23 protein-coding genes are annotated in these 19399 nt (G+C 57.8%); 9 read left to right on the top strand and 14 right to left on the bottom strand.

The genetic code is table 11. The features are described 5' to 3' along the window. The first annotated feature begins 3 nt into the window (after positions 1-3). The 3 genes from HCZ30_RS05685 to map all read left to right on the top strand — a co-directional run bounded on the left by HCZ30_RS05685 (position 4) and on the right by map (position 3991). On the top strand, positions 4-2700 hold the full coding sequence (locus HCZ30_RS05685; protein WP_167637309.1) for a glycoside hydrolase family 2 protein: 2697 nt from the start codon (positions 4-6) through the stop codon (positions 2698-2700). Between the two features lie 133 nt (positions 2701-2833). Next, positions 2834-3010 carry a hypothetical protein gene (locus HCZ30_RS05680; RefSeq protein ID WP_167637307.1) on the top strand — a complete coding sequence of 59 codons (177 nt, stop codon included), beginning with the start codon at positions 2834-2836 and terminating at the stop codon, positions 3008-3010. A 231-nt stretch (positions 3011-3241) separates the two neighbouring features. Beyond that, positions 3242-3991: a type I methionyl aminopeptidase gene (map, locus tag HCZ30_RS05675; protein ID WP_167637305.1), complete on the top strand. Its 750-nt coding sequence runs from the start codon at positions 3242-3244 to the stop codon at positions 3989-3991. On the opposite strand, the gene HCZ30_RS05670 is transcribed toward map, so the two are convergent. From HCZ30_RS05670 to HCZ30_RS05635, 8 genes are all read right to left on the bottom strand, one after another. Beyond that, positions 3988-4836: a DUF1206 domain-containing protein gene (locus tag HCZ30_RS05670; protein WP_167637303.1), complete on the bottom strand. Its 849-nt coding sequence runs from the start codon at positions 4834-4836 to the stop codon at positions 3988-3990. The two genes, map and HCZ30_RS05670, sit on opposite strands and share 4 nt — an antisense overlap. Before the next feature lie 67 nt (positions 4837-4903). After that, a complete protein-coding gene (locus HCZ30_RS05665) occupies positions 4904-6373 on the bottom strand; it encodes a calcium-binding protein (RefSeq protein ID WP_167637301.1) in 1470 nt (489 codons plus the stop codon). Then, positions 6286-6657, bottom strand: a complete 372-nt coding sequence (locus HCZ30_RS05660) for a M10 family metallopeptidase C-terminal domain-containing protein (protein ID WP_167637299.1) — start codon at positions 6655-6657, stop codon at positions 6286-6288. The genes HCZ30_RS05665 and HCZ30_RS05660 overlap by 88 nt, the downstream gene beginning before the upstream one ends. Beyond that, a complete protein-coding gene (locus HCZ30_RS05655; RefSeq protein ID WP_167637296.1) occupies positions 6627-7025 on the bottom strand; it encodes a M10 family metallopeptidase C-terminal domain-containing protein in 399 nt (132 codons plus the stop codon). The genes HCZ30_RS05660 and HCZ30_RS05655 overlap by 31 nt, the downstream gene beginning before the upstream one ends. A 15-nt stretch (positions 7026-7040) precedes the next feature. Then, positions 7041-7541 (bottom strand): hypothetical protein, encoded by a 501-nt coding sequence (locus HCZ30_RS05650; protein ID WP_167637295.1) that lies wholly within the window; start codon positions 7539-7541, stop codon positions 7041-7043. Between the two features lie 100 nt (positions 7542-7641). Continuing rightward, the gene (locus HCZ30_RS05645) at positions 7642-7935 is read right to left on the bottom strand and encodes a LysR substrate-binding domain-containing protein (RefSeq protein ID WP_167637293.1); all 294 of its coding nucleotides are present in this window, start codon (positions 7933-7935) and stop codon (positions 7642-7644) included. A gap of 49 nt (positions 7936-7984) precedes the next feature. Further along, complete coding sequence (locus HCZ30_RS05640; protein ID WP_217703030.1) at positions 7985-8581, bottom strand: hypothetical protein; 597 nt, start codon at positions 8579-8581, stop codon at positions 7985-7987. Beyond that, positions 8563-8835, bottom strand: coding sequence for a LysR family transcriptional regulator (locus HCZ30_RS05635; protein WP_217703034.1), 273 nt, complete (start codon positions 8833-8835; stop codon positions 8563-8565). The genes HCZ30_RS05640 and HCZ30_RS05635 overlap by 19 nt, the downstream gene beginning before the upstream one ends. 112 nt (positions 8836-8947) lie before the next feature. Between HCZ30_RS05635 and HCZ30_RS05630 the strand changes: the two genes are divergently transcribed. Continuing rightward, positions 8948-9838 (top strand): DMT family transporter, encoded by an 891-nt coding sequence (locus HCZ30_RS05630; RefSeq protein WP_167637289.1) that lies wholly within the window; start codon positions 8948-8950, stop codon positions 9836-9838. A 10-nt stretch (positions 9839-9848) separates the two neighbouring features. Here HCZ30_RS05630 and HCZ30_RS05625 read toward each other — a convergent pair whose 3' ends face one another. Then, positions 9849-10601 (bottom strand): Rossmann-like and DUF2520 domain-containing protein, encoded by a 753-nt coding sequence (locus HCZ30_RS05625; RefSeq protein WP_246212627.1) that lies wholly within the window; start codon positions 10599-10601, stop codon positions 9849-9851. 446 nt (positions 10602-11047) lie between these two features. Here HCZ30_RS05625 and HCZ30_RS05620 point away from each other — a divergent pair. From HCZ30_RS05620 to HCZ30_RS05605, 4 genes are all read left to right on the top strand, one after another. Continuing rightward, a protein-coding gene (locus HCZ30_RS05620) for an IS5 family transposase (protein ID WP_167637285.1) occupies positions 11048-11805 on the top strand; the annotation gives its coding sequence in 2 pieces (ribosomal slippage) (positions 11048-11384 and positions 11384-11805; 759 coding nt in all). A gap of 82 nt (positions 11806-11887) precedes the next feature. Further along, complete coding sequence (locus HCZ30_RS05615; RefSeq protein WP_167637283.1) at positions 11888-13735, top strand: AAA family ATPase; 1848 nt, start codon at positions 11888-11890, stop codon at positions 13733-13735. Then, positions 13728-14651, top strand: a complete 924-nt coding sequence (locus tag HCZ30_RS05610) for a sensor histidine kinase (RefSeq protein ID WP_167637281.1) — start codon at positions 13728-13730, stop codon at positions 14649-14651. Before HCZ30_RS05615 ends, HCZ30_RS05610 begins: the two co-directional genes overlap by 8 nt. A 3-nt stretch (positions 14652-14654) precedes the next feature. Then, the gene (locus HCZ30_RS05605; RefSeq protein WP_167637279.1) at positions 14655-16097 is read left to right on the top strand and encodes a response regulator; all 1443 of its coding nucleotides are present in this window, start codon (positions 14655-14657) and stop codon (positions 16095-16097) included. Between the two features lie 140 nt (positions 16098-16237). On the opposite strand, the gene HCZ30_RS05600 is transcribed toward HCZ30_RS05605, so the two are convergent. From HCZ30_RS05600 to HCZ30_RS05590, 3 genes are read right to left on the bottom strand one after another with little or no spacing between them, the layout of a single operon-like run. Continuing rightward, positions 16238-16636 (bottom strand): DUF6634 family protein, encoded by a 399-nt coding sequence (locus tag HCZ30_RS05600; protein ID WP_167637277.1) that lies wholly within the window; start codon positions 16634-16636, stop codon positions 16238-16240. Between the two features lie 51 nt (positions 16637-16687). Further along, positions 16688-17059, bottom strand: a complete 372-nt coding sequence (locus HCZ30_RS05595; protein ID WP_167637275.1) for a hypothetical protein — start codon at positions 17057-17059, stop codon at positions 16688-16690. Between the two features lie 41 nt (positions 17060-17100). Beyond that, positions 17101-17979 (bottom strand): hypothetical protein, encoded by an 879-nt coding sequence (locus tag HCZ30_RS05590; RefSeq protein ID WP_167637273.1) that lies wholly within the window; start codon positions 17977-17979, stop codon positions 17101-17103. 84 nt (positions 17980-18063) lie between these two features. On the opposite strand from HCZ30_RS05590, the gene HCZ30_RS05585 reads away from it, so the two are divergent. Continuing rightward, a complete protein-coding gene (locus HCZ30_RS05585; protein ID WP_167637271.1) occupies positions 18064-18333 on the top strand; it encodes a helix-turn-helix domain-containing protein in 270 nt (89 codons plus the stop codon). Between the two features lie 7 nt (positions 18334-18340). Here HCZ30_RS05585 and HCZ30_RS05580 read toward each other — a convergent pair whose 3' ends face one another. Together HCZ30_RS05580 and HCZ30_RS05575 are read right to left on the bottom strand one after the other, a co-directional pair. Further along, positions 18341-18577: a hypothetical protein gene (locus HCZ30_RS05580; RefSeq protein ID WP_167637269.1), complete on the bottom strand. Its 237-nt coding sequence runs from the start codon at positions 18575-18577 to the stop codon at positions 18341-18343. Beyond that, the gene (locus HCZ30_RS05575) at positions 18578-19144 is read right to left on the bottom strand and encodes a hypothetical protein (RefSeq protein WP_167637267.1); all 567 of its coding nucleotides are present in this window, start codon (positions 19142-19144) and stop codon (positions 18578-18580) included. Positions 19145-19399 lie beyond the last annotated feature (255 nt).

Raw genomic sequence — 19399 nt, 5'->3', positions numbered from 1 at the left:
TCCATGACCCTCGATTCCGCATCGCACGCCGTTGGCGCCGCCCGCCCCACCCTGTCGCTCGATGGCGCATGGGATTTCCATCACAGCAGCGATCCCGACACCCGCCGTGAAGCCCGCGTTCCCGCGCCGTGGCAGGCCAATTTCGAGGACCTCGCCGTATCGTTCGGCACGGGCACCTATCGCCGCGACGTGACCATTCCGACCGAATGGGCGGGCAAGTCGGTGTTCATCTGCTTCGGCGCGGTCAGTGCCCACACCATCATCCGCATCGACGGCGAGGAGGTCGCGCGCCACAGCGGCCCGTGGCTGCCGTTTGAAGTGCCCTGCCCCGACAGCGGGACTTTCACGCTGGAGGTCGAAGCAACGCTCCCAGATGCACGCTATGACCAAGGCGGCGATTTTGCCGAAATGCCCCACGGCAAAATGAGCTGGTACGGCCCGCAGGGCGGCATCTGGCAGAGCGTCCGCTTGGAAGCCCGCGCTGCCTCGCACATCGGTTCGGTACGGATTGACGCGAATCTTGCGGATAAAACCGTAACAATCTCGCCCGAAATCGTCGGAGACGCCGCGTGCTCGGTCCGTATCTCCGGCCCCGACGGCCAAACCGTGACCGAAGGCCCGCTGGACGGCCCGATCACTCTAGACGAGGTCGCCGCTTGGTCGCCCGATGCGCCGAACCTCTACACCGCGCATATCACGCTGAAAGACGGCGACATGGTCGTCGACACCTGCACCCAGACCTTCGGCTTCCGCAGCTTCACGACGAAGGACGGCAAGTTCTACCTCAACGGCGAGCCGTACTACATGCGCGGCGCGCTGGATCAGGATTACTACCCCGACGGCTTCGGCACCCCGCCCTCGCTGGAATTGCTCGAAGACCAGTTGATGAAGGCCAAGAAGCTCGGCCTCAACATGCTCCGCTGCCACATCAAGGTGCCGGACCCGCGCTACTACGAGGTCGCAGACCGCCTCGGCATGTTGATCTGGACGGAAATTCCGAACGTTGAGACCTTTGGCGATGCGTCGGCCAAAGCGCTGAAAACCACGATGGAAGGCATTCTGGAGCGTGACCGCAATCACCCCTCCATCGTCGCCTGGACCATTATCAACGAGGACTGGGGCACCCGCCTGCGTGAAAGCGGTGTGCAGCGTCAGTGGCTGTCGGACATGGTGGACTGGCTTCGTGCAGAAGATCCGCAACGTCTGGTCGTTGATAACTCGGCCTGTTTCCCGAACTATCACGTGAACACCGACATCAACGACTACCACTTCTACCGCACGGTCGTTGAGCGCCGCGCCGAGTGGGATCTGCTGTGCGAAGAGTTCGCGGGCAACGCCGACTGGACCTTTGCCGACGAGCCGGAGTGCAACAAACGCGGCGACGAGCCGCTCGTGGTGTCCGAATTCGGCGTCTGGGGCCTGCCGCATCCCGACAAACTCAAGACCGAGGACGGCGACAATCCGTGGTGGGCCGAATACGGTGCGACATGGGCCGGCGGCGCGGTCTATCCCGTGGGGATCAAAGCGCGGTTTGCCGAACTCGGCCTCGCCAATGTGTTCGGATCACTCGACAAATTCATCGACGCCGTGCAGTGGCACCAGTTCGAGAACCTGAAATACGAGATCGAGGAGATGCGCAGTCACGCCCCGATCGCGGGCTATGTCATCACCGAATTCACCGACGTCCACTGGGAAGGCAACGGCCTTATGGACATGTCCCGCAACCTGCGGCCCTTCGCGGACAAGTTCGCCGATGTGAACACCGACGTCGTGATCGCGCCGCGCTTCCGTCGTCACTGGGCCAAGGCGGGCGAGACGTATCGCACGACCGTTTCCCTGTCCGCCGGTGGCGGCACGGTGCCTGCGGGCTCTGTCCTGTCGTGGACGGCCGAAGGGCAGACGGGCAGCGCGGATGCGCCGAGCGTCGATGCGCTGGACGTTGCGACCGTCGACGCCAGCTTTGACATCGCGGCGGGAGAGACGCGTCAGGTGGAAGTGACCTTCACCCTCACCGGTCCTGACGGGCAGCAGATCGCGACCTCGGACGAACGCCTCATGGTGTTCGGCGAACGTCAGGCGGCGGATGTGACGGTCCAAGCGAGCGGCGCATGGGCGGGCCGCATGGGCGCTCTGGGCTACGCGGCGGGCGAACAGATCATTATGACCGATGTGCTGACCCCCGAGCTGATCGACGCGGTTCATGCCGGCGCGCATGTGCTGCAACTGATCGACAAGGAACCGGGCCGTCTGCGTGACGACACCGAACCGCGCGATGGTCCCACCTCGATCGAGATCGACCCCGGTGCGGGCGGGATGACTTCGGGCCATTATTTCACCTTCCCGGGATACCAGCTGCAAAACCGCCACAAGTCGATCTTCCGTGGTGACTGGGTGGGCAACTTCAGTTGGCTCGACCGCGCGGCGTTCCCCGATATTCCGGGTGGTCCGCTACTCGACCTCGCGTTTACCGAAGTCGTGCCGGAACAGGTGATGACAGGCTTCCGCCCGTGGGAATTCCAAGGCCGCGTTCATGCCGGTCTGGTCGTCGGATGGGTGCAGAACCCCGCCGCCTTCGTCATTGAAAAGCGGCTCGGCAAAGGCAAGATCGTCGCCTCGACTTTCAAGCTAGAAAGCTGCGAGGAGAACCCACTCGCGGCGGCCATTCTGGACGGGCTGCTGAAAATCGCGGCACGGGCCTGAGCCAAAATGAGACAGTAGCAACCGACTAAGGCGCTGTATTCACATATGAACAGCCGCTCCGTTCAGGTGCGGCTGTTCATTTCGTATCGAGGGCTAGGTGCATGGGGACAGGCACTTCAGAAAGGTCCGTCCCATGTCCTCCATCAACGGCATCGAACATATCGGCACCACCGTCCCCGACCATGACAGGGCCATCGCGTTCTTTGATGCGGCCTTCGGGGTGGAGACCCTGTTTTCCCAGACCGACACCAACGGCGGACCGATGCCCGCGTCACAGGTCGGGCGTAGAGTTAATTTCCGAGCCCTATGACCTCGGTGCGCCCGAGGACGGCGCGGGCAATCGCGGGGTGTTCGGGCGGACGCCTTGGGGTTGCTGATCGAGATAGAGCAGTTCAAATCCCCGATGTCCTACAAGCTCTCCGCGACCGAAGAACGCTGGCTGCCGGAAAGTTGAGCGGCCCTCCAGCGGACGGGGCGCTTTAGAAATGGTGGCCTGATGGAAATGCGCGTAGGGTCGCGGCTCGACTGAAAGGACACGCGCATGACCATTACCCAGCAAGACGAACTCGACGCGCTGAAGCACATCGGACAGATCGTGGCGGACACGCTGAAGACCATGTCGGAGTCCGTCGAGGCGGGCATGACCACGCGCGAATTGGACGACATCGGGCGTGCGCTGCTGGAGAAGGAAGGCGCCGTGTCCGCTCCCGAGTCCGAGTACGAATTCCCCGGCGCGACCTGCATCAGCATCAACGAAGAGATTGCCCATGGCGTCCCCAGTGATCGCATCATCGCGCCCGGCGACATGATCAACATCGACGTCTCGGCATCGAAAAACGAGTTCTTCGGGGACACGGGCGCGTCGTTCCGCGTGGCGCCGCTGAAGACCGAGCATGACAAGCTGTGCAAAGATGGTCGCCGCGCGATGGAGATCGGGATTGCTCAAGTGTTGGTCAACAAGCCGCTGGGCGGGATCGGCAATGCGATCGGGCGGTTTGCGAGACGGGGCGGCTATACGCTGATCCGCAACCTCGCCAGTCACGGCGTCGGGCGGTCATTGCATGAATATCCCGAAGAGATCGCGACGTGGCCCACCCGCGACAAGCGCCGCATCACCAAAGGCATGGTCCTGACGGTCGAGCCGTTCCTGTCCACCGGCGGTCACTATGCCGAAGACGGCGAAGACGGCTGGACGCTTTACAGCGAGCCAACCGCCCCTTGTGTTCAGTACGAACATACGGTGGTGGCGACCGATCGCGGACCGGTCATCCTCACCCTTCCCAGCCGTTAAGCCGTCGCCTCGTTGGCTTTGTTACGCAGTTTCTGCGCCATCGTCTGCACACCGTCGTGCGGACGGGTCGGCAGAATGCGGCAGGTCGCTTCGACCCAGCAATAAAGACCAAAGCCGATCATACCCAGCGCCAGTGCGCCCAGAAGGATACGGCCGAATGCAGCGCCGCGCACGACTTCAAACGCCTGCTGGAGGCCACCCGCTTGGTTCGGGTCGGCATTGATCGCGGCAAAGATGAAGAACACGCCGAACATCACGATGACTACGCCGTGGGCCATGACGCCGAAACGTGCGGGCTGCGAGAGTTTTTCCAGCCACGGGGTCCAACGCAGGTGTTCGCGGTACTTTTCCTTGTAGCCTTTGTAGATGTGATAAGCGCCCGCGCAGACAACGATCAGACCGACGATACCGACGAGCCACTGACCGAAAGGCATGGAGAGCAGCTTGGACACCATCGACTCCTTGCCGCTGTCACCGCTGCTACCGCCGCCCATGGCGATGCTGGCAACCGACACGCCCAGCGCGCCGTTGATCAGGCCGCTGGCCATCTGGGCGCTGCGACCGATGAGGCCCTTGGCGTCCGTGCCGCTGTCTTCGAGGTCCATGACCGAACAGATGATGCGCCAGATGGCGTAACAGAACAGGCCGAGCGCGATAGCCCATAGCATCGGGCGACCGAAGGGCTCATCCAGCAGCGTCTGCATCGCGCCGGACTGATCCTCTGCCTGACCGCCTCGCCACGCGGCGAGAAGGGCAAGAACACCTGTTAGAATGTAGACAATACCGCGCGCCGTGTAGCCGGTGCGCATAACTGGTTCGACCCATGACGGGGCACGTTCGGACATCTGGAAACCTCTCACTTGTTACAGAGAGAAGCACCCAGACGCCGTTAGGGTTCCCTTACGTCCGAAATCAGAGGATGAAGTCGCTTTCGCTGAGCGATTGAACACCCCAGACCACGATGGCCAGATCGGCAGTGCTGTCACCGTTTGTATCGGCATAGACGTAGGTGTTGCCGCTCGTCGAACTGGTCCAGACCGCGTTAGTGTGATCGTCCGTTCCGAACACCACATTGCCCCAGTCGAACGCCTCGTTCTGCTTCGTCGCGGTGTTGGCGTCGATTGCGCTGAGGTCGATTTTGTCCTCGCCGGACTCGAACTCGTAGATGCGGTCGGACGTGGTCAATCCGATTACATACGCAGAGTCAGAGGTTTTGGTGTAAACGAATGTATCGGCCACTTTGTCGTTGCCCGCGTAGAGCTCATCCCTGTCGGCGCCGCCGATGATCCGGTCGCCGCCGCCGTTGCCAGTCAGCGTGTTGTAGGCGTCATTGCCGACGATGGTGTTGTCCGCGCTATTGCCCGTTCCGTTGATGTGTTCACGGCCCTCAAGCATGAGGTTTTCGACCGTGCCTCCAACGTCACTGAGCAGGCTGAAGGACACGTCCGTGTAGACAGTGTCGGTGCCGCCCGCATCCACACCGTCCACGCGTTCGTCGACGATATCCTCGGCATCGGTCACGTAGTAGGTGTCGTCACCCGCGCCGCCGAACAGCGTGTCGGCGGCTTCCCCGCCATGCAGCACGTCGTTTCCATCGCCGCCATAGAGTGTGTCGATACCCGCATTGCCAAACAGCGAGTCATTGTCCACCCCGCCGTAGAGCATGTCATTGCCCCCATTGCCGCTGAGTGCGTCGTCGCCAGCCTCGCCTTTCAGAACGTTCACACCAGAGTTACCGTTGATCGTGTTGTTCGCGTCATTACCGGTCGCATCCAGATCCTCGGAGCCCCCGAGCGTGATGTTTTCGAGGTTGCGATATTTGCGCGTGTCGAGCAGCGAAATGTCGACATAGCTCAGTACCGTATCGGTGCCGCCGTTATCCTGATCGATCAGCTTATCCTTGGTATCGGCGAGGATGTAGTAGTCGTCCCCCGTGCCGCCGAACAGTTTGTCACGGTCACCGCCACCGCTCAGCGTGTCGTCGTCAGCCCCGCCGTAGAGCTTGTCCTTGCCGCCCATGCCGATGAGGTTGTTCTCGCCCGCGTTACCGAAAAGCTGGTTCTTGCCTTTATTGCCGGCGATCAAGTTGTCGAAGCTGCTGCCGTAGCAGTTCACATCCTTCTTGCCGGACAGGTACAGGTCTTCGATGTAGGTGAAGCTCAGCGAGAAACTGAACTTAGAATAGACTGTGTCATCACCGCCATCTTCGGCATCCGTCACGACGTCGAGTTTGTGCTCGATGCAATAGATATCGTCACCTGCGCCGCCATAGAGCGTGTTGTGCCCCTCGCCGCCTACCAGAACATCTGCGCCATCGCCGCCCATGAGGATATCGTTGCCGTCGTCGCCATAGAGAACATCATCGCCGTCGTCGCCGTACATGGTGTCATGGTGTCATGGTACGCGCCGCCGTAGATGTAGTCGTTGTGCATACCGCCGAGGAGGTCATCGCGACCCGTTCCGCCGTAGAGCACGTCCTTCCCGAGGCCGCCGTAGAGCTGGTCGTTGCCGCCCTCGCCCGAAAGCGTATCCTCGCCGCGCTGGCCGGTCAGAGAGTTGCCGACGTAGTTGCCCTTGATAAAGTCAGCGCCATCGCCGCCCGTAGCGTTTTCGATGATCGTGCCGACGGCGAGCGTCAGATTGCCCTCCACCCCACCGACCGACATGTAGACGGCGCCTGCTGATCCTTTTCATTGATGATGAGGTCGATGGTCTGGTCGTCGCTGTAGCCCGACATATCGAGATGATCGCGGCCACCACCGTCATAGATGCAGTAGACGTTCGTCAGCAGCCGGTCGGTCATCACCGCATAAAGCCACACGCGGTCGGTCGTGATCGTGGTGTTGAAGCCCCACGTCGTATCTTCGCCGAACGCCTGAGAAGGTCCATAAGCCGTGCCGTCGTCCTTGAGCTGCGAGCCGAACATCTCTTCCAGCGCAAAGAAGTCGGACGCCATCAGCGAATTGGCGTGGGCTCCGTTGAAATCGACAAAATCGCTCTCGTCCTGAAGCGTGTAGGTCATCACGGTCAGCATGATATTGTCGTTGTCCTAGTCCCAGTTTTCGAACCCGTCCCAGACAGTACTGCCGTTCTGCGGCATCGAGTGCCCAAGCCCGAGCGAGTGGCCGATTTCATGGAGAAGGAACCAGTAATTACTTCCCGGCTTCGTTTCGCGGTATGGATCGAGGTGAACCTCGCCATATTCATAGATGCCGCCCGAGATGTTGTAGGTATTCCCCCAACCGCCGCGATCCTGATCCTCGAAGAACCTCAGATCGGCGTTGGCACGGCTGACCTCCTGAAACTCGACCCCGAGGATTTCGCCGTACATCTGGAGCACAACTTCGATGTTGTGATCCCAGTCGCCGGTCATGTCGCCATCGAAGTTATAGGTAATAACCCCGTCCTTGGCGTAGGTTCCGCTCGACGTCAGATTGAAATTACGCGGATCGTAGGCGTCAGTGTCCGTGCTTTCATTCTCGGTGGCGGATGCGAACCAGTAGTGATCACGGACAAAATCGGCGAGTAATTCGATGGTACCTGCGGGCATGACGGGTCCTCCTCTGGGTAGAGACATGATGCCGCAGGCAAATGCGCTTCCCATTCTCCAAGGGTACAGGACGCTCGCACGACAGGATGCGCGAAGCGCTTTATGTCAGCGCCTGTCCCGCGATCCAGTGGATGAAGGCCAGCACTTCGGGCCGTTCGGCCGCTCCGCGCGAGGCGATGACATCATAGCCAAGGTCCGTCTGAACGCCTTCGGGGAACGGAGTCACCAGCAGGCTTGATGTGATCAGATCCTTCATCACCAGACGGCTTCCCAGCAGCACGCCCTGCCCCGCGATGGCGGCCTGCACCGCTTGGTAATAATCGCTGAAACGGGGACCGCGGCGGCTGTCGATGCCTGTGACGCCAAGCTTGCCGAGCCATTGCTCCCACCCCATCCATTGCCGCGTTTCCGCCCGGTTAATTCTATTTTCAAACCAGCTATTACTACCTCTCGGCTACAAGTTTATTGCAAATTTCAGAATCGACTGGCGCAATCGATAGGGATGTATATCGCTCACCGGCAATGTTTTCGCGTGATATGATGAGTATACCACCCATCGGGCTGCATAGCACTTCTGCTGCTAGCTCTGCGTCTTTTTCAGGGAATTCCACCGGCTCATCATGAGCCGAAATATCGAGATCAAGAACCGAGAAAATTTTATCTTCTCGAGCCAAAGATGCCTCTATGCTCACTATCGTCTTGCAAAGCACAGCTTGGCATTGAGTAACTGCCATCAAGTATTTATCGAGAACTTGTGAGCTTTGGTCTGCCCTCACTGACCAACTTGACACACTTAAGCGAGCTTCCCCCTCATTTAGGAAACCCAGGTCACTTGCGCCCTCTACAATGGAGATCTCAGTTGTTTGAGAGCAATTTCCACTTCTATATATAAAGTCTTCTTGGCTTTTCCGGAAAAAAAGCACACATGATTTATTTGTTCCAACTACATCTGTACTGGCTAATACAGCTGGGTTTGGTTCAGCCACACCGATTATAATATCAAATATAATCGCAATTGTGACTAGGATAAATCTATGCAATCTTCGCATAACTCCCCCCTATAAACTTGTATCCGATACGCTTCGCTGATCCTGCGCGCGCCGGCCTCTCCGGCAGCTGTCAGGCGCAGACCGCGCACGTCCCGCTCGACCAAGGGCTGCCCAAGGCTGTCTTCCAGTTTCCGCACCAGCTGCTTCACCGCAGAGGGGGTCACGCTCAACTCTTCCGCCGCGCGGACAAAGTTGAGGTGACGCACGGTGGCGTCAAAGGCGCGCAGGGCTGACAGAGAAGGCATCCAGTCAGACATAAAGGGAAGCTAGACTAACCTTTGAACCAAAATCAAATGCTTTGAATTCGGAAGCTGCCTCGACCAGATAGATCAAGGAATTCAAGCATCGGAGGCAGTCATGGATCAGGCCAAGACCATCAGGCTCGCGACAGTCATCGTTACCCTTACCGGCGTGCTCTGGGGCCTCTATTGGATGCCCGTCCGCGCGATGGACGGACTGGGGCTGCTGGGCGCATGGGGCACTCTGGCGATCACCTTCGCGGCGGCGATCATCCTGCTGCCTTTCGCCATGCACCACGCGGCAGAGCTATGCCGTGCGGACTTCTGGGCGCTCGCATCGCTGCTGTTCGGCGGGGCGGCATTCGCGATGTATTCGATCAGCCTCGTGGACGGCCGCGTCGCGATCATCATCCTGCTCTATTTCCTCACGCCCGTCTGGAGCACTCTGATCGCCCGCTTCCTCTTTGGCGAAGAAACTACCCTCACGCGACTCCTCGCGATCATTGCCGGCATCGCCGGCCTCGGCATATTTCTCAGCGCGGACGGCACCATTCCCTACCCGCGCAGCTGGGGCGAATGGATGGCGCTGATCTCGGGCATGATGTGGGCAGTGGCGACGACAGGCATGAAGTACCGCCCGTCCGTGAAACCGTTCCCCGCCGCGTTCGTCTTTGCCTGCGGAGCGGCGGGTACGTCGCTGTTGTTTGCTTTGGTGTCCGGCGCGCCCGATTTCAGCGGCCTGAACATCGCCCCCGTGATCGGCACCGCAATCCTCGCGGGGGGCCTATGGTGGGGCGCGTCGCTGTCGGGCCTGATGTGGGCGACGGCAAGGCTCGAACCAGCACGCGTCGGCATCCTGCTGATGACCGAAGTCATCGCGGGCACGATCTCTGCCGCCATATTTGCCGGAGAGATGCCCGCGGCGCAGGAAATCCTTGGCGGCGTTTTGGTGCTGACAGCAGGCATTCTGGAAATCTGGCCGGAACGCAAAGAACCGGCCTTCGCCTGACGCGTGCGAACTAGAGCGAGCCGGTCGCCTTGAGCGACCGCGCCATCGCGCTGAAGTCCTCGTAGAGTTTGGCATAGCGCGGCTCCCATGCGGCCAGCGCGGCCTGCTGCTCCGTCAGCACCTGCATGTCGCCTCGCGCCGCGGGTCCGGTCAGTGCCTGCTGCGGGCCGAGCAAAGCGACGTTCTCTGCCGTGGCGGTCAGAAGCGACGCGCAGAGCGACTTTGCCGTGTCCGGATCGACGCCCGCTTCGCGCCACGCGTCCAGCGCGATCTGCTGGATCACGGTCGTAAAGTTGTTCGAGAACACCGCCGCCGCGTGGTAGATCGCCTTCTTCTCCGGCAACAAATCGAATGGCACGCCCCCGATGCGCCGGATCAGGTCAGAAACCTCGGCCGCGGCCGTCCCCTCGATTGCGCAATAGGTCCCCGCAAAGGCATTCGCAGCAGCGTCAGGGTCGGCAAAGCTGCGCACCGGATGGCAACTCGCCGTTTTCCAGCCCTTGTCCGCGAGAGAGTTGAGCGCATCCGAAGACTTGAACCCGCTGCAATGAACCGCAATTGCAGGCGGCGCGGTGATCTGCGCGGCGATGTCGGAAATACAGTCATCCGGCACGGTGATCAGCCAGATGTCAGCAGGCGACGCATCGGTCAGTTCAACCGCCCGCCCCGCGCCACCAGCAGCCACTGCCGCTTGAGCATTGGCAAGGCTACCGCTCGCCACAGCACCAATTTGAACACCATCCAGCTGCCCTAAAAGTCGCAAGAAAGTCGCTCCGACGCGCCCGGCACCAATGATATTTATGGTTGTCATCCTGCCCCTCCGATTTGCCGCCAAGCTATGCGCGACAACGGAACCGAGGCAAGGCTGGGCGTTTCGAAATCGAAACGGTCAGGAAAAGCGCCACACGAAATCGATGGCTGTCGAAGAAGCATCAATTTCGTGAAATGGCGGAGACGAAGGGATTCGATGTATGGTGTTAAGTAACTGTTTTTGTATCCTTTCCACTTTTAATCTCGCCATCATACCACACTACCTACCACAACTAAGACAAGTCTGCGTCACGAAGGTTGCGCCTAAAAGTGTTGGCGAAACTCCTCGTCGTCTGCACGTCGGTGTGCCGATCTACAGAGCCTAGGCTCAGGACCCATTAATCGGCTTGCGGCGCTACTGGCGGCGTGATTCACGCTCTCCAACTATAGGAGGGTGTGGTGAGCAATCTTTTCTGGCTGAGCGACGAGCAGATGGCACGGCTCGAGCCGTTCTTTCCGAAGAGCCATGGCCGCCCACGGGTCGATGATCGTCGTGTTCTGAGCGGGATAATCTTCATCAACCGCAATGGGTTACGCTGGAGCGATGCACCGAAGGAATACGGTCCAGCCAAGACGCTCTACAACCGCTGGAAGCGTTGGAGCGAGATGGGGGTGTTCGCCCGAATATTCGAGGGGCTGGCGGCCGAAGCGGTGGAGCCGACGACTATCATGATCGATGCGACCTACCTGAAAGCACACCGCACGGCCTCAAGCCTGCGGAGTAAAAAGGGGGATGCGGACGCCTGATTGGTCGCACCAAGGGTGGGATGAACACCAAGCTCCACGCGGTGACCGACACGAAGGGACGCCCGATCAGGTTCTTCATGTCTGCCGGTCAGGTTAGTGATTACACTGGCGCGGCAGCCCTTCTGGGCGGTCTGCCAGCTGCGCAGTGGCTACTTGCTGACCGAGGCTATGATGCCGATTGGTTCCGCGAAGCCTTGCAGGACAAGGGGATCAGGGCCTGTATTCCAGGCCGCAAGGCGCGCAGGACCCCCATCAAATACGACAAGCGCCGCTACAAACGCCGCAACCGGATCGAGATCATGTTCGGCAGGCTCAAGGACTGGCGACGCGTGGCGACCCGCTACGACAGGTGCCCGAAGGTCTTCCTCTCCGCCGTCGCTCTCGCCGCAACTGTGATGTTCTGGTTATGAGTCCTGAGCCTAGACCTTTGGCCCGAAGTGAAGCAAAACTACTATAACTGAACGAAAAAGCCGAAGTTTGAGGACAGCAAAGTTGTGGATCTCTAATATCACCGTCGAAGGTGGCATCCTCGATGGTTATCGTCAGTCTTTCTCGGAGGGACTGAACGTTATCATCGGAGCACGGGGCACTGGCAAAAGTTCCGTGATAGAACTGATCAGGTTCTGTTTGGATGCTGCCCCGTACAGTGACTCTGCCGCTCGCGCCGCAAGAGAACATGCTCTCGGGATCTTAGGCGATGGCAAAGTCACGCTTGAGCTTCAGAATGAGCACAGCACTATAACAGTCTCACGCACGGCAAATGACGATACTCCCGAGCGTAACGGAGAGTATCTCAGTCCGTTCATTTTCTCCCAAGCTGAAATCGAAACTGTTGGGCTGAGAGCGAAATCACGCTTGAGGCTCCTTGATGGTTTTCTAGAGGACAACTTCGATCAACGACGGAATCTGAACTATCTGCGCTCCCAAATTACTTCAGTCACAAGCGAAATTCGTGAGTTGCAGGCTGAAATTCGCTCTCTGGAGGAGAGAACTGAAGATATAGAAGAAGTAGAAAAACGGCTTAAGAAGCTCAATCAAGAAGCTGAAGAGCACAGTCAACTGCACCTGGAATTGATATCGGAACGAGAGGAGCTTTCCGCCCTCACGCCCAGCCTTACTTCAAGTAGGGTAAAAATTGATGGCTACGAACGCTATATCGAAGACGCGAGAGATTGGATTGAAGCCGTCGAAAAGTTGGCGCAAAGTGTGCCAAGCATAGGCACATTCCCCACCGAAGCTAATGAGAATGATTTCAAAGAATTTACAAGAAATCATCTTGAATCCGCGCAGAAATTAATATCGGCAGCGCTGTCAAAAGTAGAAGAAACACGTACCGCCGCAGTAGAAAATCTCGGCTTTGCGCGCGAGAGACGAGTCCTTCTCGAGAACCATGCTCGATCTATACGTCAGCGCATCGAATCCAAGCAGCAAGGAGCGAGCGAAATTGATCGGCGTAAATCTGAGTTAGCACAACAGATTTCCGTTTTGCGGTCTGTCGTAGAACTCACCGAGGATCGCATCGCTCGCGCGAATTCACTGGCACAAAAACGAGCCGTTCTACTGCGGGAGCTCGAAGATCAAATTTCGGCTCGATCAGAGACTCGCACGGAAATAGCAGATCACCTCACTGACATGCTAGGTCCCAACATACGCGTCCAGTTGCTGCCCTTTTCTCAAACGGACGAATATGAGAGTGCACTCCTAAATGCCCTGCGTGGATCAGGAATAAGATATAACGAGCTTATTCCGAAGATCATCTCGACGTTCAGCCCACCTGAACTGGCCTCGGCCGCGGAAGCAATGGACATAGAGTTTGTTTCAAACCAATTAGGCATCAATGGCGAGCGAGCTTGGCGCCTTTGCCAGGCACTATCTGAGCCCGAAGGAGCGGAGCTTTTTGTTGTGGACGTAGATGACGATGTCAACATCGAATTGCTTGACAATACCGACTATAAGGGAATCGACTTTCTCTCGATGGGGCAGCGGTGCACCGCGATACTGCCTATTATCCTGCAGCATGCTGAAAGAACAATCGTCTTGGATCAGCCAGAGGATCATCTAGACAACGCATTCGTTGTAAATACTCTTGTTCGAAGCATTAAGGCCAGGTCTCATTCCGCCCAGACCATAGTCGCAACTCACAACCCTAACATTCCCGTAATAGGCGAAGCGGTAACGGTTAAATCTATGGAATCTGATGGGCGCCGCTGCTTTGTGGAATCTGCTGGTGCAGTATTCTCTCCCGCGATTGTATCGTCAATTACGTCTATCATGGAGGGCGGCAGAGAGGCATTTGACTTAAGGGCAAGGTTCTACTCTGAGAATAATTCAAATGACTGAAAGTAGAGCTAGGTACCTAGAGATGCTGAGATCAAGCATCCCAAGTGAGCGCCTCGAATCTGCTCGATACTTTTCTGAAAACGCAACTCAGTCTGAGCTAGCCCAGCTAAAACTTGCGCTATCCCAAGAAAAGGTCACTTGGATTGAAAATGCAATAAAGCGGGCAATCTTTCGGATCGAACCTGAACTGCCCGATCTGGGGGCGCGACAAGCCGATAATCTAACAGGCGAGACCACAGAAAGCTTACCGGAAGAGCTCTTCGCGGAGGCCTTGGAAGCGACCACAAAGCAGGTTCTTCATGAGATCGAGCCTCTCATCGGAGCGCTGAGATTGACGGCCGAAACTGAGATCGACAACTTCGAACTCTCTGAAACGTTTCAGAAGCTGGAGAGAATCGGGCTTTTTATGACTGCTCTCTCTCGCCTTCGCGAGGCTGCTAGTTCACCCGAACTGAAAGAGTTTCACCTAGATGGGGTGATTTCGGACTGCATATTAGCAGTGCGAGAAGACTTCATCGTTACCGCTGGAGACGTTCTGCCTTGTAAAATTTCAGATGCTGGCAAGCGTCCCTGCATTGCGTATGGGGACCCAGGCCTCTTGTCGCTCGCTATACGAAACGGGATTAAGAATGCTGTCGAGGCCACAGCTAGCCTGGATGTGGAAAAGAAGCCGGACGTGCTCGTGTCTTGGGGCGAGACTGAGAAAAGCTACTGGGTATCAATAGTGGATCATGGAGTAGGTTTCTCTGGAAATACACTCCGCGCTTTTGAGATGGGAAAAACCTCAAAGGTGGACCATTTGGGCATGGGGCTCACCATAAGCAAAAGGGCAATAGATTCCCTTGGGGGTACGATCACTCTGACGCCTCGCGAGAGGGGTGTGAGATTTGAGATTTCTTGGGTAAAGAGACTGTAATCCATGAGAATTCTTCTTGTTGAAGATGATGTATCGTTTTCCAAAACCCTCGAGAAATCGCTGCTAACTATTCCCAACTGCGAAATAGATACTGTAACCTCACAGAATGACGCCATTGCCCGTCTTGAGGCGGATTTTTATGATCTGATAATTCTAGATAGGGAGATTGCGCCGTCCGGTGATCGCGCTCTAGAGGCCAGCAAGGAGCACGGCTGGAGTTTGTTTCTCTATATCGAAGCAAATTCTCCGGGAATCCCGGTGCGTTTCCTGAGTGGATATTGGGATACCGGACTTGCCAGCGACCTAATGAATTACGCGAGACCTTCGCGTGCTTGCGGCATTGGGAAAACCGTTCCGCACTACCAAGGGCAAGAGAAAATAAAGGTGCATCTCCTAAGGAAGGAGATCGAGGAGATGGCCCAGAGAATTGGGTCCATTGACGGAATTCCCGTAACCATTGAAAAAAGGAATTCTCCTGCGAGACCAGAAGAAGAGCGCGTACTACGAATTTTTGCCAATTTAAGGGGTGGAGTTTCAGTGCGTGCAGTACCATTTACTGATGGGCTCTCTGGGGCGAGCGTCCACAAAGTCGAGCTTCTGAATGCTTACGGAGTTCCTATCGATGTGTGCGTGGCGAAGATCGGGCCCAGCAAAGAGATACAAACTGAACAAATTAAACATCGTGATTATTTCACAAAACTCAAAGGCCACTGCGTCCCCAATGGCACTGAGGTTATCGATGCAGGCGCAGGTGCTTGGAGTGGTGCTTTCTATTCGATAGCTGGAGCAGATACTCGAACTCTATTCGAGACTGTTGAAACCGATGTTGATGTGGCTTGCGCTATTGTGGTTGGCATCGAGGCTGCTCAAGAGCCATGGATCAATTCTGCTATAAATTTCAATAGAAGCGTGCGGCAGATCAGGCAAAGATACATCGGCAACTCAAAAATTCAAGGAATCGAAAAGTATACCGAGCAGCTTAACATGGAGGATGGAGAGGCTATCACGGTAGCCTCGAGAGAGTGCATTCAGCATCGTGATCTCCATGGCGCCAATATTTTAGTGGGTGACGGTGGGGGGTTCCATATAATTGATTATGCCGAGGCTCAGAATGAATGTGCCTGCGCAGACGGAATAATGCTTGAGCTCAGTGTGCTTTTCCATAAAGATTCCACACCTCTTAGGGAAAAATGGCCTAGCGCAAAAAATTTAGAGAATTGGTGTGATTTGGATCTCTATCTGGAGAACTGTCCGTTTCCAAGCTTTATACGAGCATGCCGAGAGTGGGCGCTGCGAAACTCCGGGTCATCGGAAGAGCTGTGGGCGACTGCATACGCTATTGCATTGAGGCAACTCCAGTACAGTGACGTCGTAAAGGAGAATGCGATATCCGTAGCGGAGTGTTGCCTGAACCAGCTCATAGCAAGTGCTGGTGTTGAAGGCTGAGGCCACAGGAGCCGCCTATGGCGGCTGCCCCCTCTTCCTCCCCTGCCTTGTGGCGGGCGATTTCGGTCGAGGGGGCGATGCGCCTGGCTCGGCCCGCTCGCATCACGACGGGCCGTAGGGCCGGGCCGGGTGCTTCGCCTTTAGCGCGAAGGTCCATATTGGTCACGCCAGTCCGACCGCTGCCGCGCGATGTGGCGCTTTGCAGCGGACAAAGCGTCACGACGCGCTTGGTCAGGGCTGGTCGAGTTGACCGGCACCTCCCTCAGCCGCCCAAGGCGATACCAGCGCGAGATTGAGCGCAGCCAGCCTTCTTCCCTGTCGAAGTCATAGTCGTATCCGAGCACTGGCGAGGTCGTGACCCAAGGATCGTCAATCGTCGGGTGGCCGTGCACGTCACCGTCGGCGCGCACGACATCACCGTCGCGCCAGATCAGGAACCAATTTTCGATGATCGGGGCGCCTTGAAGGTCATCTGGTTCGGGGCCGGCTTCTGCTTCGTCGAGTGCCGTCAGCAAGTCTACTCCGTTGATATAGCGCATTACTTGGCTCCTTTGTTCTGCGCGCCATTGACACGGTTGGGGCGTAAAGCGTCATTCGAAAATTTCCCCGAGGGGGACGTCTCCCGCTGGTCCGCAATCGTAGGCGAGCAGCTTGAGCAAGACGACGTCCTGAACCAACCCAAGCTCATCTGACTGCAGCCCCGGCTTACGGACGTGAAGGTTCCAAAGGCCATCGGGACGTGCCGACACGCGGAAGACCTTTCCTCGTGCTTCATCGGTGAATGTGATCCGCATCGCCGCCTCATCCACCTCGACCTCGGTGAAGACCTCACAGTGCTGGTGTATGGGGAGCATGGCCTGCAAGAATTTCTGCATAGTCTCTGCAGCCGTTCCGGGGGAGCCATCCTCCCACCGGGCTTGGTCCACTAGCATCAGAGTGCTGCCGAAGAGCTCGCGGTACATGTGTTCCACTTGGATGGGCTCTGCCCAGTCTGCCATGCGAGTCATAGGTCCATATCCAGTTTCGAGGTGGGGGATGAGAGCGCTTCCATGATCTGGCGATCCGCCTCTGCTTGGTGCAAGCGCGCCAGCTCGTAGTCCTTCAGCGCGAACTTGATGGTGCTGATCTCCGGGCCGCCCTGATACGTGATCTCATAGGTCGCGACGCAGTCCGGCATGATCGCATCTTCGGCGACGCGCGGCGACTTGAAGGCGTACTCGACGGAGGCGTTGAACGGTCCACCAGCTGCGCAGGTGCGAAATTGGCGCTCGCTGGTACGATTGCCGCCAAGGTCCTCAACGAATGTCTGCACCGGCTGGCCGCCGAGGTCCGTGATGAAGCCATCGGTTCCCCAAGCGTAGAGGAGGGTCATCGACTGCCCCTGCATCTCCACCATGGATGGTTGCCCGTAAAGCTCTTCCATCTGAGCTCTCAGCGCGGCAGGCTCAGGGGCCTTCTCAGTCGGTGCCTTCAGCACCCGGAAGAGTGCCAATGGACGTTTTCCGAAGGCTTCAGTGGCCAGGAACGCCGTGATGTGGTCTTGCTGCGCGTTGGAAAGACGCCCCTGCATGCCGACATCGCCGATCTCGCGGGTCGCTTCATAGCGTAGGTCAAACGCCTTTCCCTGTGGCGACTGAATGCGCAGGCGGCGCTCTGTCTGTGTCGGCGCTGCCTGCGACCGCTCAGCGAAAAGTGCAGCCAGGTCATCGACCGGATCACCCGGTCGCAGGCCGAGGAGCTTGTAAGGGTAAGGCCGCGCCTCGATGCCGCCGACCGCATGCAAGTTTTCGGCGGTAGCCGACCCGCTCGCGGCACAAAATGGCACGATGGCGGAAAGCGCTATCGACGACACGCGACAAGAACTGGACAGAACTGAATTCATCTCAACATCTCCAAATATCCCGTAATGGGATAATACCAAAACAGGATTACGCGACAAGGGTATGACCCTTTTGGAGAGCGGCGATTGGCGCGTAGTCTCAGAACACCGGGGCATCTAGCGCTGCTTGACGCACTGACGGATGCCCGCAAGGCCGCTGGAATGACCCAGCAGCAACTCGCAGACCGCATGAAACGACCCCAGTCGTTTGTCGCGAAAGTGGAAGGTGGTGAGCGGCGCCTGGACGTCGTCGAATTCGCCGAGTGGACCATCGCCCTAGGGGCCGACTATGGCGATCTGCTCGGGCCTGTCCTGCGCTCTGTTGGCGGTGAAGACGCGGCAGCTTCGCGCCGCTGAGGCGATGCTACTTGCTGCGTCTGAGGAACCCACGGACTGGCTTCTCTGGCTGGGCCTCCGTCGTTTCGAGGGAAGGCGCGTCCTGCAATGAGCTTTCCAAGCCGCTCAACGATGCGCGCAAGTCCTTTTGCAACTTCGCGAGCATATCTTCTTGTTCGGCCAATCTGGTCATGCAGTCGCTGACGCCTTTCCCGAGCTCTTCGACGCAGCTCAGCAACTCCCGCTCCAAGTTTGTCAGCGTCATCTAGTCCTCCTCGTCCTGAATGCAGATGCGACCACTCCCATTGCCGATGGGGCAGCGAGCCAAAGTCACCGTGGGGGGCAGCATCGTTACTTCGCCAAGGCCGCCCGCACCCCGTAGCGTTCGGCTGCCCTGCAGCGCTGCGGGAACTTGTTGTGCCCGCGGTTCGGTGACCTGCTGTGAATTGATCATCATCGTCACTGCCAGAAATGACCCGGCCAAGCTCATCAGCGTCGCCAGCGCTGCGCCCGACAGAAATATCGTCAGACTCCTGCCTGCGATCAGGTGGCTTAGCTTCCGAGATTGCTGTTCCAAGCTGGTGATCTGAGTTCGGATTTGATCGGTCGTCTGATTGATTTGGCCCATGGTGTCCTGCATCCGCAGTTCGACGCTGTGTTTCAGCCGGTCCATATCGCTCGACATTGTACTGAAGGCGCTTCTGACGGTGTTCCTCCACTCGTCGTTCCAGCTCTTCAAATGTGAATCCAGCAAGGCGAGCTGAGAACCCAGAAGGTTCTCCATGTTCTCCTGAATCTTGGGGTTGAGCTTGCTCTGCGGTCCAGTTTTCATGAAAAATCGCTCCTTGAAGTTTCCAGCTTTCGCCGCTTTCCGGGTCCACTACAGTCAGCATCTTCTTGCGGAGCTTCTTGGGGGCGCCGTCGGCCCTTTTCGGCAGCTCGAAGCCAACTTCAGCCAAGGCCACGATCATGGTGTTGCGATCGGAAATCACCCCCAGCTCGATCTGCGCGAGTACCCAGTCGTGTAGCTGGGTCCGAGCCTCCGCCCTCTCAGGAGCTTCGCTGACTGCCTTCGTGGATCGGGCTC

The organism is Marivivens donghaensis (genome assembly GCF_011806565.1).
GTDB classification, from domain to species: domain Bacteria; phylum Pseudomonadota; class Alphaproteobacteria; order Rhodobacterales; family Rhodobacteraceae; genus Marivivens; species Marivivens donghaensis_A.
The sequence above is the reverse complement of the archived record's forward strand: the minus strand, read 5'-3'. Positions and strand labels throughout refer to the sequence as shown.

What these genes read in the sequence shown, in the direction of transcription:
- HCZ30_RS05685 (WP_167637309.1), top strand. Translation starts at nt 4, where the DNA reads ATGACCCTCGATTCCGCATCGCACGCCGTTGGCGCCGCCCGCCCCACC.
- HCZ30_RS05680 (WP_167637307.1), top strand. Translation starts at nt 2,834, where the DNA reads ATGTCCTCCATCAACGGCATCGAACATATCGGCACCACCGTCCCCGAC.
- map (WP_167637305.1), top strand. Translation starts at nt 3,242, where the DNA reads ATGACCATTACCCAGCAAGACGAACTCGACGCGCTGAAGCACATCGGA.
- HCZ30_RS05670 (WP_167637303.1), bottom strand. Translation starts at nt 4,836, where the DNA reads ATGTCCGAACGTGCCCCGTCATGGGTCGAACCAGTTATGCGCACCGGC.
- HCZ30_RS05665 (WP_167637301.1), bottom strand. Translation starts at nt 6,373, where the DNA reads ATGTACGGCGACGACGGCGATGATGTTCTCTATGGCGACGACGGCAAC.
- HCZ30_RS05660 (WP_167637299.1), bottom strand. Translation starts at nt 6,657, where the DNA reads ATGTCGGTCGGTGGGGTGGAGGGCAATCTGACGCTCGCCGTCGGCACG.
- HCZ30_RS05655 (WP_167637296.1), bottom strand. Translation starts at nt 7,025, where the DNA reads ATGCTGACCGTGATGACCTACACGCTTCAGGACGAGAGCGATTTTGTC.
- HCZ30_RS05650 (WP_167637295.1), bottom strand. Translation starts at nt 7,541, where the DNA reads ATGCCCGCAGGTACCATCGAATTACTCGCCGATTTTGTCCGTGATCAC.
- HCZ30_RS05645 (WP_167637293.1), bottom strand. Translation starts at nt 7,935, where the DNA reads ATGGGGTGGGAGCAATGGCTCGGCAAGCTTGGCGTCACAGGCATCGAC.
- HCZ30_RS05635 (WP_217703034.1), bottom strand. Translation starts at nt 8,835, where the DNA reads ATGCCTTCTCTGTCAGCCCTGCGCGCCTTTGACGCCACCGTGCGTCAC.
- HCZ30_RS05630 (WP_167637289.1), top strand. Translation starts at nt 8,948, where the DNA reads ATGGATCAGGCCAAGACCATCAGGCTCGCGACAGTCATCGTTACCCTT.
- HCZ30_RS05610 (WP_167637281.1), top strand. Translation starts at nt 13,728, where the DNA reads ATGACTGAAAGTAGAGCTAGGTACCTAGAGATGCTGAGATCAAGCATC.
- HCZ30_RS05605 (WP_167637279.1), top strand. Translation starts at nt 14,655, where the DNA reads ATGAGAATTCTTCTTGTTGAAGATGATGTATCGTTTTCCAAAACCCTC.
- HCZ30_RS05600 (WP_167637277.1), bottom strand. Translation starts at nt 16,636, where the DNA reads ATGCGCTATATCAACGGAGTAGACTTGCTGACGGCACTCGACGAAGCA.
- HCZ30_RS05595 (WP_167637275.1), bottom strand. Translation starts at nt 17,059, where the DNA reads ATGTACCGCGAGCTCTTCGGCAGCACTCTGATGCTAGTGGACCAAGCC.
- HCZ30_RS05590 (WP_167637273.1), bottom strand. Translation starts at nt 17,979, where the DNA reads ATGAATTCAGTTCTGTCCAGTTCTTGTCGCGTGTCGTCGATAGCGCTT.
- HCZ30_RS05580 (WP_167637269.1), bottom strand. Translation starts at nt 18,577, where the DNA reads ATGACGCTGACAAACTTGGAGCGGGAGTTGCTGAGCTGCGTCGAAGAG.
- HCZ30_RS05575 (WP_167637267.1), bottom strand. Translation starts at nt 19,144, where the DNA reads ATGAAAACTGGACCGCAGAGCAAGCTCAACCCCAAGATTCAGGAGAAC.